The organism is uncultured Lutibacter sp. (assembly GCF_947493565.1).
Taxonomy (GTDB): Bacteria; Bacteroidota; Bacteroidia; order Flavobacteriales; family Flavobacteriaceae; genus Lutibacter; species Lutibacter aestuarii.
The window spans coordinates 59,193-75,095 of record NZ_CANLRG010000005.1 but is presented as its reverse complement, the minus strand read 5'-3'; the positions used below and the strand labels follow the sequence as shown (position 1 = coordinate 75,095).

General features: G+C 29.3%; 11 protein-coding genes. 3 read left to right on the top strand and 8 right to left on the bottom strand.

The features are described from left to right. Positions 1–6: 6 nt before the first annotated feature. From Q0714_RS07350 to Q0714_RS07340, 3 genes are all read right to left on the bottom strand, one after another. A complete protein-coding gene (locus Q0714_RS07350; RefSeq protein ID WP_298263892.1) occupies positions 7–1,314 on the bottom strand; it encodes a (Fe-S)-binding protein in 1,308 nt (435 codons plus the stop codon). Between the two features lie 186 nt (positions 1,315–1,500). Then, entirely contained in the window at positions 1,501–2,457 is a 957-nt protein-coding gene (locus Q0714_RS07345; RefSeq protein ID WP_298263890.1) for an MlaD family protein, read from the bottom strand. A gap of 60 nt (positions 2,458–2,517) precedes the next feature. Then, entirely contained in the window at positions 2,518–3,654 is a 1,137-nt protein-coding gene (locus Q0714_RS07340) for an N-acetylmuramoyl-L-alanine amidase (RefSeq protein ID WP_298263888.1), read from the bottom strand. 201 nt (positions 3,655–3,855) lie between these two features. On the opposite strand from Q0714_RS07340, the gene Q0714_RS07335 reads away from it, so the two are divergent. Together Q0714_RS07335 and Q0714_RS07330 are read left to right on the top strand one after the other, a co-directional pair. Then, positions 3,856–6,507 (top strand): putative LPS assembly protein LptD, encoded by a 2,652-nt coding sequence (locus Q0714_RS07335; protein WP_298263886.1) that lies wholly within the window; start codon positions 3,856–3,858, stop codon positions 6,505–6,507. A gap of 25 nt (positions 6,508–6,532) precedes the next feature. Then, entirely contained in the window at positions 6,533–6,913 is a 381-nt protein-coding gene (locus tag Q0714_RS07330; protein WP_298263884.1) for a Rid family detoxifying hydrolase, read from the top strand. Between the two features lie 4 nt (positions 6,914–6,917). Here Q0714_RS07330 and Q0714_RS07325 read toward each other — a convergent pair whose 3' ends face one another. The 5 genes from Q0714_RS07325 to Q0714_RS07305 form a co-directional block, all read right to left on the bottom strand. Further along, positions 6,918–7,280, bottom strand: a complete 363-nt coding sequence (locus Q0714_RS07325; protein WP_298263883.1) for a methylglyoxal synthase — start codon at positions 7,278–7,280, stop codon at positions 6,918–6,920. A gap of 12 nt (positions 7,281–7,292) precedes the next feature. Further along, on the bottom strand, positions 7,293–8,285 hold the full coding sequence (gene gap / locus Q0714_RS07320; protein WP_298263881.1) for a type I glyceraldehyde-3-phosphate dehydrogenase: 993 nt from the start codon (positions 8,283–8,285) through the stop codon (positions 7,293–7,295). Positions 8,286–8,369: 84 nt separating this feature from the next. After that, the gene (gene pfkA, locus Q0714_RS07315) at positions 8,370–9,356 is read right to left on the bottom strand and encodes a 6-phosphofructokinase (protein ID WP_298263879.1); all 987 of its coding nucleotides are present in this window, start codon (positions 9,354–9,356) and stop codon (positions 8,370–8,372) included. A gap of 49 nt (positions 9,357–9,405) precedes the next feature. Then, positions 9,406–10,314, bottom strand: a complete 909-nt coding sequence (locus Q0714_RS07310) for a sugar phosphate nucleotidyltransferase (protein WP_298263877.1) — start codon at positions 10,312–10,314, stop codon at positions 9,406–9,408. Then, positions 10,307–14,662 carry a translocation/assembly module TamB domain-containing protein gene (locus Q0714_RS07305; protein ID WP_298263875.1) on the bottom strand — a complete coding sequence of 1,452 codons (4,356 nt, stop codon included), beginning with the start codon at positions 14,660–14,662 and terminating at the stop codon, positions 10,307–10,309. Before Q0714_RS07305 ends, Q0714_RS07310 begins: the two co-directional genes overlap by 8 nt. Positions 14,663–14,829: 167 nt before the next feature. Between Q0714_RS07305 and tsaD the strand changes: the two genes are divergently transcribed. Further along, entirely contained in the window at positions 14,830–15,861 is a 1,032-nt protein-coding gene (gene tsaD / locus Q0714_RS07300; RefSeq protein ID WP_298264217.1) for a tRNA (adenosine(37)-N6)-threonylcarbamoyltransferase complex transferase subunit TsaD, read from the top strand. Positions 15,862–15,903: the final 42 nt, after the last annotated feature.

Sequence of the window (15,903 nt, the reverse complement as noted above, 5' to 3'; positions counted from 1 at the left end):
TAGTTATTATTCATCTTTCCAATTCAATCTATCCATTTGATTGTATTGCCAAGGTGCTCCATTATTTTCAATATTGGTCATCATTATGTTAAGCTCTTGAGAAGCTGCTGACTGTTCCATTACTAAATAACGACGCATATCTATGATTATAGATAACGGATCAATATTTACAGGACATTCTTCAACACAAGCATTACAACTTGTACAAGCCCAAATTTCTTCTGGAGTGATATAGTCATTTAATAATTGTTTACCGTCGTCTTTATACGTTCCGTTTTTATCAATATTTTTACCTACTTCTTCTAACCTATCACGAGTTTTCATCATAATAGCTCTTGGCGATAATTCTTTACCTGTTTGGTTTGCTGGACAAGAAGAAGTGCAACGTCCACATTCTGTACAAGTATAGGCGTTTAGTAATTGAATTCTATTTAAGTCCATTACATCACTGGCTCCAAATTTTTCTGGCATCTCTTCTTCTGCTCCTTCTGGTGCCGCAGCAAAAGGATCTACATTTGGATCCATCATCATTTTAACTTCATTGGTTACTGCTTCCAAATTATTAAATTGCCCTTTTGGATTTAAACTGGCAAAATAAGTATTAGGAAATGCCAATAAAATATGAAGATGTTTAGAATAGTATAGGTAATTTAAAAATACTAAAATACCAGCAATATGCAACCACCAAGCAGTGCGTTCGATATAAAATAAAGTTCCTGCATTAAAATTGTTTTCGAAAAAAGGAACTAAAAATTGACTAATTGGGTTTCCTGCGTTGTTTTGTTGAAAAGGTACATCGGTAGCATTCATAATTAAAAACAGACTCATTAAAACCATTTCAAAATATAAAATGTATAAGGCATCATTTTTAGGAAAGCCTTTCATTTCTTTATTCCAAAAACGAGGAATTCTAACAATCATTCTTCGTATCCAAAATACAATTACAGAGATTAAAACTAAAAATGCTAATATTTCAAAAGAAGCGATTAAAAAGTGATAAAAACTTCCTAAAAAAGTAAATGCTCTATGGGTTCCAAATAATCCATCAATTATAATTTCAAGAACTTCAATATTAATAATTATAAAACCAACATAAACAATAATATGCAAAATTCCAGCTATTGGGCGTTTTACCATTTTAGATTGCCCTAAAGCAATCATGCCCATGTTTTTCCATCGTTGAGCTGGATGGTCTTTTCTATTGATTGTTTTTCCTAGTTGAATGTTTCTGTAAATTTTTTTTATATTTTTTACAAAAAATCCAATTCCTGCGATAAGAAGAATTGCGAATGCAATAGTACCAATATAGTTCATAAACCCAGTTTGTTATTGATTTTTTAATTCTTTTTACTTATATTGATTTTCAACTTTTATAACTAAAATCTAGTTACAAATTTAAATTAATATTATTGAAAACTTGGTTGATTTTTAACAATTATTGCCTATTAAAATTTAATATTAGTTAAAAATATAACCCAATTAATAGGTAAAATTCAACACTTATTTTTCTGAACTTTCAGGTTTATAACCTTTATCCTTTTTTCCAAACAAAGAGAAATGCACAAATCTTTTTGGATGCAGTTTCATTTCTCTTAACAATTCCTCTAATTCTTTAGAAGCATTGGTTAAATTGGTATACATTGCTTCATCGTTTAACAGCTTCCCTAAAGTGCCGTTTCCTGCTTCTAAATTGGTTAAAATTTGATTTATATCTTTTACCGTATTCTCTAAATTTTTAACGGTACTTCCAATATTAGCATTAACTAAAGAATCTGATATTTTAGCTAAATTTCCTGACAATAATTCAGCATTTGATAATGTGTTATTGAGCTTAGCCTCATTATCTTTAAGCAAACTATTTATTGATGCTGAAGCTGAATTAAAGTTGGAAATGGTTGAATTTAGTTGCGCAATGCTGTTTTTTAGATTCTCCCTACTTTTCATATCTAAAACATCTGTTAAACCTGTCATTAAAGAATCGGCACTTACGATTACATTTTCAACTTTGGCCTGAAGCGGATTTAATTTTTCGGTTACTGATGAAAATATATCAGATTCAATTTCTCCTGTTAAAAAATCTCCAGATTTTGCGGTTTCTCCTTCAAATGAAGGCACTACAGCTAATGATTTTCCTCCCATTAAACTTGCACTATAAATTTTAGCAATGCTATTTTTTGAAAATTCAAAATCATTTTCAACACTAAACTCTACTATTAATCTTCCTCTCTTTTCTGGATTTTTATTGAATTTAATAGCTATAACTTTACCAACTTCTACGCCATTTATAGTTACTACACTAGCTGTATTTAATCCTTGTACATTGCTATATTCAGTAAAATACGTATTTAGTGGACCATCAAATAAGTTAAGTCCTTTTAAAAAATTGTATCCCCAAACAAATAATGCTAGCACTATAACTGCGACAACGCCTGTTTTAAATTCTCTTGTAATTTTCAAATCAAAATTTTTTATTGAAGCAATATTACTAATTATTTTTGTGAGTAATTAACAATACAGCTATGATTTTTTTAAAACTTCTTCAATAGCTATTTTTTTACCATTTTTAAAGGCTACAATGAAAGCAGTAGAATATCCTTTAGATTTTGCCAACCTTTGAAATTCTTTAATTTCGGAATAATTAGAAGTTGATCCTAAATAATATTTATAACTTCTTCCTACTTTAACACGCTCCACATTTTTTAATCCTTTAAAATTATACGGTTTTGTAACTAATTTTCTTGATCCTGAAGCAATTTGAACTTTAAATTGGATATTTTCAAACACTTCATTAGTGGTATTTTCAGTTTCGATATTTACTTGATTTGAAACGATAGTGTTATCTGTTTCAATAGTATTTAAAAAAAGTTGTTCTTTATATTTCTTTATACTTTTGTAAATTGAATTTGCAAATTTTTGTTGCCCATCAACAGAGCTTAAAAATGCCGCTTCATTTTTATTAGTTATAAATCCTGTTTCAATTAATACACTCGGCATATAAGTTTGATGTAAAACAACAAAACCAGCTTGTTTTACATTTCTATTTCTTCTTTTTAAGGTGTTTGTAAACCCATCTTGAATAATACTTGCTAACTGGATACTTTGATCTAAATATTCTTCTTGCATTAATGTTAAACCAATAACAGACTCAGGTGAATGTGGATCGAAACCTTTATAGTTTTCTTGATAGTTATCTTCCAATTCAATTACCAAGTTTTCCGCTTTGGCAACTTCAAAATTTTGCTTGTTTGCATGAGTTCCCAAAACCCAAGTTTCTGCTCCATATGCCTGAGTATGATGCGCGTTACAATGTACCGATACAAATAAATCGGCATCCGCTTTATTTGCTATTCTTCCTCTTTCCCATAAGTCAACAAATACATCTGTTTTACGAGTATAAACAACTTTAATCCCTTTCTCTTTCTCTAGAAGTTTACCGATTTGCAACACAATTTTTAGTGCAATATCCTTTTCTCTAATTTTTTTGTATCCTATTTTCCCAGGATCTTTCCCACCATGACCAGCATCTAGTACTACTACAAATTCTTTTTTTTGAGCAAATACACTAGTTGTTGTAAAAAAAAGTGATAAAAAAAACACGAAAATAAGACTAAGATTCGTTGTAATTTTAATTTTATGTAAGAGTTGTGAGTTCATCAATTATTTTAATTATTTTTGGCAACTGTTATTTGTATGATTCAAATATTAAGCCATACATTTACAAACAAAAAATTTATGGTTGATAATTTAATAAGCTAAAGTAAAAAAACTTGAGTTATCAACCCAATTAAAAGCTATTTTTATAAAACATTAGTTATTAAAACATCTTTTAAAAATACCTATTTTTTAATTCTTTTGATGCTCCTTTTTTTTAGTATCAATTCAACTATCTATTCGCAAGAAATTAAACCCTTAAAAGCTAAGGACACAATTAAAGCTGTAATTGATACCACAAAAAATGCTGCATTTATCAAAGCTTTAGACTCTATAAAAAATTCAGCAAAAGATTCTTTATCAATAAAACCTAAAGACACCATTAATAAACCTATAGAACTCCTTGAGAGTATAATAGATCATAGTGCAGATAGTTTAATAAGGCAAGATATTAAAAACAATAAAATTACTCTATATAAAAATGCTCATGTGCATTATAAAGATATTGATTTAACTGCTGGTTATATAGAAATTGATAATAATACTTTTTTGGTAAAAGCAAAAGGGATTAAAGACAGCGTTGGAACTTATTCTCAACTTCCAGTTTTTAAACAAGGTGGACAGGAATCTACACAAGATTCTATTGTTTTTAATTTTAAATCGGAAAAAGCTAAAATTTATAATTTACAAACCGAACAACAGGGTATTTTAATTAAAGGGGAAGTTAGTAAAAAACACAATGATTCTGTAATTTATATTGAAAATATTAGACTTACAACATCTCAAAAAGAGAACCCAGACTATTATATCAATATAAAAAAAGCAAAATTTATTCAAGATAAAAAATTAGTTGCTGGGTCGAGTCAATTAGTTATCGCCGATGTTCCAACACCCTTAGTTTTACCTTTTGCGTACGTTCCTTTAACTAAAGGTCGTACGTCTGGTTTTTTAATGCCAACTTGGGGTGAAAATAATAGACAAGGATATTTTTTACAAAACGGTGGATATTATTTTGTAATTAATGATAATTTTGATTTGGCCTTGCTAGGTGATATTTACACCAACGGAAGTTGGGGTATGAGAGCAGAATCTGGATATGCCAAAAGGTACAAATACTCTGGTAAATTTGATTTTAGGTACGAAAACTTAATTAATAGTTTAAAAGGTTTAGACGATTATTCAAAAGCCTCTAACTACAACATTAGGTGGAGTCATTCTCAAGATGCTAAAGCTAGCCCAAATTCAAGATTTTCAGCATCCGTAAATTTAGGAAGTAGTACGTATTATAGACAATCAAACAATGAATACAACACAAATGCATTTTTAAATAACAATTTAAGTTCTTCAATTTCATATTATAAAAAGTTTGTTGGAACACCATTTAATATGTCATTATCAGTAACACATTCTCAAAATACAAATACCGAGAAAATTAATATGACACTTCCTTCATTACAAGTTAATATGGATAGAGTTTATCCTTTTGCTGGAAAAAATGGAGCTAAAACTAACGCTATTCAAAAAACTGGCTTAAATTACTCCATGAAAGCTGATAATAGAATTGATACTTCTGATGAATTCTTCTTTAAAAAAGAAATGTTTAAAAATGCAAAATCAGGAATACAGCACAATTTATCTATGAATACCAATATGAAAGCCTTAAAATATTTTACCCTTTCACCAAGTGTAAATTATAAAGAGGTTTGGTATTTTGATAGACTCAAAAAGACTTTTGATGATGTTGAAAATGCAGTTGTAACCGACACTATTAGTAGCTTTAGTACATTTAGAGAATATTCAACAGCAGTATCTTTATCAACCACATTTTATGGAATGTTTCCTTTTAAGAAAGGAAAACTAGAAGCTATTAGACACACTGTAAGACCATCTGTTTCTTATAGCTATCGACCAGATTTTAGTAGTTATGATGAAGAAGTTCAAAAAACAGCAGATCCAAACGATATTATTGAATACTCTCCTTTTGCTAACGGAATTTTTGGACAACCAGGTAAAGGGCTATCAAATAGTTTAAATTTTTCATTGAATAATAATATTGAAGCAAAAGTTAGATCTAAAGACTCTACAGAAACAGAAGCTAAAAAAATAGTATTAATTAATAATTTAAATTTTACCACAAGCTATAATATGGCTGCCGATTCATTAAAATGGAGCCCTGTTGGAGTCAATGCTGGAACCAAATTATTTAAAGATAAGTTGGGTTTAAATGTTAGAGCTACTCTAGATCCATATGCTATTGATGTTAATGGACGAAAAATAAATACTTTTAATATTAATAATGGAGGAAGTTTATTTAGATTAACAGCAGCAGGTATCACTATGAACTATAGCCTTTCAAGTAAAGGAAGTAAAGAAAAAAGTACCAAACAAAAAAATGCTGAAGACAATAACTCGGATGGTATTTTTGGTGAAAATTTAACTGCTAGTAACCAACAAAATGGCTCAGCTGAAACCAGTAAACCTAATGATGGTTCAGTAAAAGAAACTGAATTGTATAAAAGTAGCATTCCTTGGTCTTTAAAATTTGCTTATGCCCTTAACTACAGCAATCGTAATAGAGAAAAAGAAATCTCATCAAATTCATTAATGTTTTCAGGAGATATTGAACTAACACCAAAATGGAGTGTTGGTTTCTCTTCTGGATATGATATTAAAAATGAAGGATTTACATATACTCAATTAAGATTTTCAAGAGATTTAGATAGTTGGAAACTTAATTTTAACTGGGTTCCGTTTGGAGATCGCCAAACTTATTATTTCTTTATTGGTGTTAAATCATCTATGTTAAGTGATTTAAAATATGATAAAAGAAAAGTACCTGACAGAGCTTTATTTTAATTAAAAAATTAAATGGTATTATAAAATGAAAAAAATAATTAACACTCAAAACGCTCCTGCACCAATTGGACCATATAATCAGGCGGTGCTTTCTGGAAACACTTTATATACTTCTGGTCAAATAGCCATCAATCCTAAAAATGGAGAATTAGTTACTAATTGTATAGAAGATGAAACTAAACAGGTCATGGAAAATTTGAAGACCGTTTTAACTGAAGCAGGCATGACTTTTGAACATGTAGTAAAAACATCCATTTTTGTAAAAAACATGAACGATTTTACCAAAATAAATACTGTTTATGGAAGCTATTTTAATGCTGATACAGCTCCAGCAAGGGAAACTGTTGAAGTTGGTAATTTACCAAAATTTGTAAATGTTGAAATTTCTATGATAGCAATTAAATAAATCTTTATATAGATTTTATTAAACATTCTGCAGTTGCAGGATTGGTAGCTAAAGGAACATCATGTACATCGCACAACCTCATTAACATTGCAATATCTGGATCATGGGGATGACTATTTAAAGGATCTCTAAAAAAGAATACCATATTGGTTTTTCCTTCGGCTACTCTTGCCGCAATTTGAGCGTCACCTCCATATGGACCAGACAAAAATTTAGTAACTTTAAAACCTGCTTTTTCAGCATTTTTGCCAGTTGTACCTGTGGCAACTAAATCAATTTTTTTTGAAATTATTAAGGCTTTAAAATCCATCAAAAACTGAATCATTTCAGCTTTTTTTCCATCATGTGCTATTATTGCAATTTCCATTTATATTTAATTTTATAAAGATGCTGAGTATTCTATTAAATCTATAATTTTGGTAGCATAACCAAATTCATTATCATACCAAGAAATAATTTTATAAAAGTTATCATTTAAAGCAAAGCCTGCTGCGGCATCAAAAACTGAAGTTCTAGGTTCTGAAACAAAATCTTGAGAAACAACTTCGTCTTCAGTATAACCAATAATTCCTTTAAATTGATTTTCAGAAGCTTTTTTAACTACACTTTTAATTTCTGAATAAGATGTTGATTTTTTAAAACGAACTGTTAAATCTACCAAAGAAACATCAACTGTAGGAACTCGAACAGCCATTGCCATAAATTTTCCTTTCAATTCGGGCATAATTTTTACTACTGCAGAACCTGCACTCGTAGTAGTAGGAATAATATTATTTAAAGCTGCTCTACCTCTTCTCCATTTTGCTTCGGGTCCATCAACCGTTTTTTGACTTGATGTTGCCGAATGTACTGTTGTAACAAGTCCTTCAATAATCTCGAATTCTTCATTTAGAAGTTTTACTAAAGGAGCAATACAATTTGTTGTACAAGATGCGTTGGAAAAAATTACATCATTCTTTGATAAATCTTTATGATTTACTCCCATAACAAACATTGGAGCATCTTTTGATGGAGCAGAAATCACAACTTTTTTGGCACCTCCTTTTATATGTAAGGCTGCTTTATCTTTATCTGTAAAATACCCTGTAGATTCAATTACATAGTCCACATCCACATCATCCCATTTAATTTCTTCAGGATTTCTTTTTGAAGTGATACGAATAGTTTTTCCATTGACCACCAAATTTCCATTGACCACTTCTACCGTTCCATTAAATTTTCCATGAACAGAATCATATTTTAACAAATATGCTAAATGATTAACTTCAAGTAAATCATTTATAGCAACTACTTCAGTATTTACTCTTTGAATTGAAGTTCTAAACGCTAAACGTCCGATTCTTCCAAACCCATTTATTCCAATTTTAATCATTAACTTTTAAATCGTTTAATTTTATAAAACTTTAACCCTAACTCAATCCTTTTTTATTTAACTTATTGTAATATAGGTTTAGTTTTAAATAGACATAATATCGCTAACTCGAATTAATTCCATATTAATTTCATGTCGCCCTTTTACCGCTTTATCCAATAATGTAGTAGTTACTTTATTATTCGTTAAACCAACCATTAAATTGGATTTTCCGTCTAAAAGTAACTCAACAGATTTCACCCCAAGTCTACTCGCCAAAACACGATCAAAACAACTTGGAGAACCTCCACGCTGCATATGTCCTAAAACAGAAACTCTTACTTCGTATTGCTGTAAATTTTCTTCTACATAGTTTGCTAGTTCAAATACACTTTTTCCTATTTTATCACCTTCAGTAACCACCACTATACTCGAAGATTTCCCTGAACGTTTGCTTCTTTTTAAAGATTCTAACAATCGATCCAATCCTAAATCTTCCTCAGGTATTAAAATTTCTTCAGCTCCAGCTCCAACTCCTGCATTTAAAGCAATAAAACCAGCATCACGCCCCATAACTTCAACAAAAAACAATCTGTTATGTGAACTAGCGGTATCTCTAATTTTATCAATTACTTCTATAACTGTATTTAAAGCTGTATCGTAACCAATAGTATAATTGGTTCCAAAAATATCATTATCTATGGTTCCTGGAATACCAATACAGGGAACTTTAAATTCATTATAAAAAACCATTCCACCAGTAAAGGTTCCATCTCCACCAATTAAAATCAATCCATCAATTTCAGCATTTTTAATATTTTCATAGGCTTTTGCCCTTCCTTCTTTTGTTTTAAATTCGGCAGACCGCGATGATTTTAATATGGTTCCTCCTCTGTTAATGATATTATTTACACTACGTGCATCAAGCTTTACAAAATCAGCATCAATCATTCCTTGGTAGCCTCTATAGATTCCAACGCATTCAATATTGTAATACGCACAAGTTCTTACAACAGCTCTAATTGCTGCATTCATTCCAGGAGCATCACCTCCAGAAGTCATAACTCCTATTTTTTTTATTTTTTTACCCATAAGTGAAATGCAAAATTAAAACTATATTTTGAATGAAATTTATTTTAAATTAAGAATTCCATAAATTTTCAGGATAGATGTTTTGATCTTTCTGTTTTTGAATTTCAGAAGTCACATATTCTTTATCTTCTTTATAAGTAACCCCAAACCAACGCGCATCAGATTTTAATACTTCCATAGTTGCTAAATTATTTACGATTAAATGGTTGACAACTAACGGAATAAAAAACTCTGCTTTAGGTTCTTGATAGTTATTTTCTAAAAAGTTTTCAAAAAGAGATTCAGAAAGTTCAAAATATTTAGGAGTAAATCCAAAAAAGTTCATAGAAACTGTAGTATCTTCTAAAATAGGCTTCAACTTGCCATCGTCATCTTTAAAATTAAGAACTCCATTTATTTTTTCAATATGTGTACGTTCGGTTATTCCTGTTAAAAACCCATGATCATTCACTCTACATTCACCTCTTGAAACTGAACCGTATTCTGAAATGGTGTTTTTCAACACATAGCCCATCATATTAAAGTTTGTAGAATTTTTATCTATGTTTTTTAGAGCCTCTGCAATTACAAAAAAAGCTTCTTTCCCATAAAAATCATCCGCATTAATTACAGCAAAATTTTCTTTTACAACGTCTTTTGCCATCAACAGTGCATGACCTGTTCCCCAAGGTTTTTGACGGTTATTATCTCTATACTTTTCTGGAATATTTTCTACTTCTTGAAACACATACTCAACCTCTATTTTACCTTCTAATTTTTTATTAAAAAATAATTTAAAATCTTCCTCTATACTTTTTCTAATGATAAATACAATTTTACCAAAACCTGCCTGAATGGCATCGTATGCAGAAAAATCTAAAATGGTATCTCCCTGTGGAGAAAAGGTATCTAATTGTTTTAGCCCTCCATATCTGCTTCCTATTCCCGCAGCTAAAACTACTAATGTTGGTTTATTCATTTTTTGATGTTTTATTTTTAAAATTGAGTAATTTATTTTTTAAGGTATCTAATTGTTTAGTTGTACTGATTGTATCTTTAGGCTTGTCCTTTTTTAAGCCTAGTTTTTTTAATAATTCGGAGCCACTGTTGAAATCGATTTGATAATTTAAACCTATTCCTTGAGTATAACCTTCTTCTTCTTCTGTGTATTGAATTTCATTTTGACGATTAAAAACGGTTGATCTAAATGTACCATCTTCATTTATTAAAAATTCTACTTTTACTTCGCCAATTACAGAGGCTTGTTCTTTAGATCCTACAGGAACACCTACACGTCCGTTAATAATAATTCTATCGTTGAGCTGATAATCTAAATCAATTGCCAACTGGTCATTAATATTTAAATTATCTACTTTGCTTTTTTCTCCAACTGTATATACTGGTTTTAATTTAAATTTATTGTTTCCTTGATTAAAAATATTATCCAATGCATTGGAAAGCATATCTGAAGCGGTACCATAAACCAATCCTGTTGTGTTAATACTTAAATCACTTTCATTATAAAAGGCACCTGACGCTAATAATGAAACAAAATGTCTAGTTTTGGTATTGTCATCATTATCATTAAGTTTAAATGCCAGCTCAGAGGCTACGGTTGAACTAGAATTTGGAATTTCAATATCAAATTCTCTTTCTGAATTAAATAATTCTCCTGAAAAACGAGTAATTAGGTCAATTGGAATTTTTCTATTAGATGTGATATTTTCTAGTAATGATCTTGGATTTGCTGTAACTCTATAAACTGCTTCTATATTTAAAATGGCCGTAAACGGATCGCCACTCCAACTAATACTTCCTCCTTTTTTAACAGTAAATGGCTTGTTGATAAAACCACCATATTTAAAATTATAAATTCCATTATCAACAATGAAATCGCCATACATATCAAATTTATCTTTGGTGTCTAATTCAATTTGTAAATTTCCTGTTCCACTCCCCCTTAAAAAACTGCCAGTAGCTTTATCTAACACCATTTCAACTACAGCATCTTTAGTTACTTCTAAATTAAAATTTAACGATAATCCTTTTAGCTTTTCAGAAATAAATGCTTTGCGAATTTCATCATCATTTTCAGATTCATTTTTATTTATAAATCTGATTAGTTGAGAAGACTCTACCGTTTTAACATCACTTAATGGAATTACAAAATAGGTACCTTTTTTAGTTTTCCCAACAACATCAATCACTAATTTATCAGTAGGCCCATTAATTACTGCATTTCCCTCTATTAAACCAGTTCCATAATACACAGAATTTTCATCTTCAACAGTATTTAAAACTAGTAAATTTTTTGTGTTTATATTGAGGTTTAGCAACCAATTATCGAAATTTTTATGACTGAGAGTTCCTGATAATCCTCCTTTAGTATTTTTAAAAGTATCTTTTAAAGTAACATCTTCAAAAGTAAATGTTTGATCTTTTAAACTAATTATACTTGTGCCATCAAAGTTATAATCTACATTTAAGTATGGAAAATACATGCCTGCCTGATCTAAAAACAAATCTCCATCCATTTTTGGATTTTTTAGCAAACCTGAAACATGTACACTTCCGTAGGCAAAACCTCTAATATTATTGAAAACGTCTTCTCCTAAAGGACTAAAAGCATCTAATTTAAACTCTTCAAAACCAACTTGTACATCTAGTGTTGGGTTGTTTGAAGTAAAATCAAGCTCACCAAGTGCTGAAAAACTTTTGTTATTTTCTCTAACCAATGCAACATCTATATCATATTGTTTTAATGAGTTTCTACCTTCAATAGCAATATTTAAATTTCCTTGATGCGAATTGTTGATGTTAAAATCTGCAATAGATAGATTGGCTGTTGGTTCTATTTTTTTGTTAATTTGCCTGTAATTTAGATTACCATTTAATGTTCCTCTTAACTTTAAACTATCAATATTTGGTGTAATACTGGCAAGTTTAACATTTTCAAATTTAAATTTTAAATCTTTTGAAATGGAATCATTTACTTTTCCAAAAAATTCTATTTTTTGATTTTTGGAGCTAACTAAAAATTGTTTAAAATCTAACATCTTTGTTTTTCCATCAAAAACAACTTTATTCATTTTATCATTTTCAGGGTTGATTTCCCATACATTATTTTTATAGGTAAAATCTGATTTTTTTAACCCAAAAACAGATTTATTATCTTCATTAAATGTGTGGTAAAAAGACAAGTTGAATTTTTCAGTATTTTGTTCACCTCCTAAAAATTCTGTTCTAAAATATAAGGTATCATTTAATGTAATATTTACCAAGTTTAATTTAGAAATATCATACAAATCTGTAGCTACTTTATCAACTTTAAGTTGCGTATTAAAAATTGGGTTTTTATTATCTATTTGTAGGCTTAACTCATCAATAATATTTGAAAATGCTTCAATTTTAGGCGATTTAATATTTAATCTAAATAAGTTATTGTTAGAACTAATGTTACCTCTAATTATAGTGTTGGGTGAAAGTGTAACTTCAGGATAAAAAACTTCAACAATTTTATTATAAATATTAAATCTGAAATCTAAATTTTGGTTGTTGCTTACTTTATAAGGTTTGTAATTGGTAAATATACTTCCAATAGAGTTTTTAGTTAGTTTCCCTAGTTCATTAAATTTAAAATTTCCTTTTACTCTTCCATCAATAATTTCAGTTGAATTTATTGTTATGGTTCTAATACTATCGGTAAATAAGGAGGTAATGTTAAAATCTTTAAAAAAGTAATTATTTTTTTGATTGGTGTAAGAAGAATTTTTAAAATCAATTGTTCCAACCAAGTCATCGAGTGTATTTCCCTTAACTTTAATTTCAATATCTCCTTTTACATTCGAAATACTATCACGTTTAAAAAGGTTTATTTTATTCAAATCACAATAATCTACAATTGCCTTAAAATCGAACGTATAAATTGCACTAGAAAAATCTGCCAGACCATTAAAATTTAATTTAATATTAGCGTCATTTACCTCCATATTTCCATCAAAATGCTTGTTTTTTACAACTCCATCTATGGTGATATCTTTATAGGTGTAACTTTTGTATTGATGCTTTGAAACATGCCCTTTAACTGCAGTATTTATTTTTTCTAAGGTAAACCCTTCTCCTTCAATATCAGCTTCTAAAGAAATTTGACCAACTAAAGGATCTCCAATAATTTCTCCCAATTCAAAATCCACAACTTTAATATGTCCAATGTAAGATGAATTATCAATGTTGGAAATATTTGTCAACTCCAAATCAGTGATAGCAGAACCAATAGCTGTATTTAAATTTAGCTTGGCATTGATTAAATTTTCGGTTATAAATGTATTTCCTCTTAAAGTGAATCTTCCAAATTTTTTAAATGTAGATGGCAGATTATTTCCTAAAACGTTAGGTAATAGTTTTTTTAAATGAATATAATCCGATGTTAAATTGGTTAAATATGCATCTAATGAAAAACCGTTTTCTTGATTAAATGCATTTTTAAAATTCAAATCTCCATTTATTATGGCGTTTTGATCTGTTTTTAATTGAAGATTATGTGTGGTAAAATTATTTAAATTCCCTGTTATTTTGGTTGAAAAATGAAGTATATCTTCCGTTCCAAACTCATTATAAAATTTTTGTAAATCTAAAAATGAAACATTTGCACTTTCAACATTAGCTTCTATAGCTACTTTATTGTTAAAATCTGAAAAATCTTCTCTATTATAATTAAATACTATGTCTGCGGAAATTGTTGATTTTTCAGTTTCTAATATTGTATTAAAAAAACTCATCTGTTGCTTTGAGTATGAAAAATTACTAGACAAACTCAAAACCTCAACATTATGATTTTCGGTAAAACTTAATTTATCTATAGCTGTAGATACGTTTGGCCCTTCTATTTTAAAATTTTCTGCATCTCCATTTATATTTTTAAAAAATAATGGTTTTTCAGTTTCTTTATTTTCATCAAATAATTCAACATACCCTTTATTTAATTTCAAGTTTGTTGATGTAAGCAAAAATCCTGAAGGTTTATCACTCACGGTTTCATCATCAAATTTATCAACAAACACCGTTAATGCATCATCATTTTCTCCTTTATAAGTTCTTAAATTAAGTATGAAATTGTTTAATGAAATTTGCCCAAACTCTAGCTTACTTTTTAATAAATTTCTATAGCTAAATATGGAAGTTGTTAAATCATTGATATAAATTAACGTATCTGCATGATGATTTTTTACAAAAACTTTTTTTAGCTGCACATCTCCAATATAAGCCAAATCAACTTTATCAATAGTTATATCAACATCAAATTCACTTTGTAAATAATTAGTTACCATTTTACCTAACTTGGTTTGTACAGCAGGTATAGACAATAGCGTACTTATTAGTGCTATGAATAGCACTAATACTAGTAAAAATTTGACAACTATTTTTTTAATTCGTTTGATAAGCGCTAAATTTGCATTTTAATGGCAATTTTTATGCCTTTATTTGTTAATTAATGATTAAAAATAAACCTATTTACATACTGGGTATAGAATCATCTTGTGATGATACTAGTGCAGCTGTTATCTGCAACGGAAAAATACTGTCAAATGTTGTGGCTAATCAAGAAATTCATGCCAAATACGGCGGCGTAGTTCCTGAATTAGCATCACGTGCACATCAACAAAATATAGTTCCTGTAATTCAACAGGCCATTCAACAAGCAAATATCGACAAAAAAGACTTAAATGCCATAGCTTTTACTCGCGGACCTGGATTAATGGGTTCATTATTGGTTGGAACCTCGTTTGCAAAGTCTTTGTCCCTAGCTTTAAACATTCCTTTAATAGCAGTAAATCATATGCAAGGACACGTTTTAGCGCATTTTATTGAAGAAGAAAATCAACAAAAACCTCCTTTCCCTTTTTTGTGTTTAACCATTAGCGGTGGACATACACAAATTGTAAAAATCAATAATTATTTTGAAATGGAAGTTATTGGTGAAACTTTAGATGATGCTGTTGGAGAAGCTTTTGACAAATCTGCCAAAATACTTGGACTACCTTACCCTGGAGGACCTTTAATTGATAAATATGCTAAACTTGGAAATTCAAAAGCATTCAAATTTACCAAACCTAAGGTTGATGAATTAAATTTTAGTTTTAGTGGTTTAAAAACAGGTATTCTTTATTTTATTCAAAAAAAGACTAAAGAAAGTCCTACATTTATTGAAGAAAACTTAAATGACATTTGCGCATCTATACAACATACCATTGTAGAAATTTTGTTTGACAAACTAAAAAATGCCGTAAAACAAACAGGAATTAAACACATTGCTATTGCAGGTGGGGTTAGTGCTAATTCTGAAATTAGAAAAGCACTTAAAGCAACTGAAAATAAATTTGGATGGACAACCTATATCCCTAAATTTGAATACACCACAGACAATGCTGCTATGATAGCAATTGTTGGTTATCTAAAATATTTAAACGGTAGCTTCTTAAAAGAACCAACTTCGGCAACCGCAAGACTTAAAGTAAGTGAGCGTTAAATTTATACAGTTTTAACTTTTAGAATAAAACCTAAATTGTAT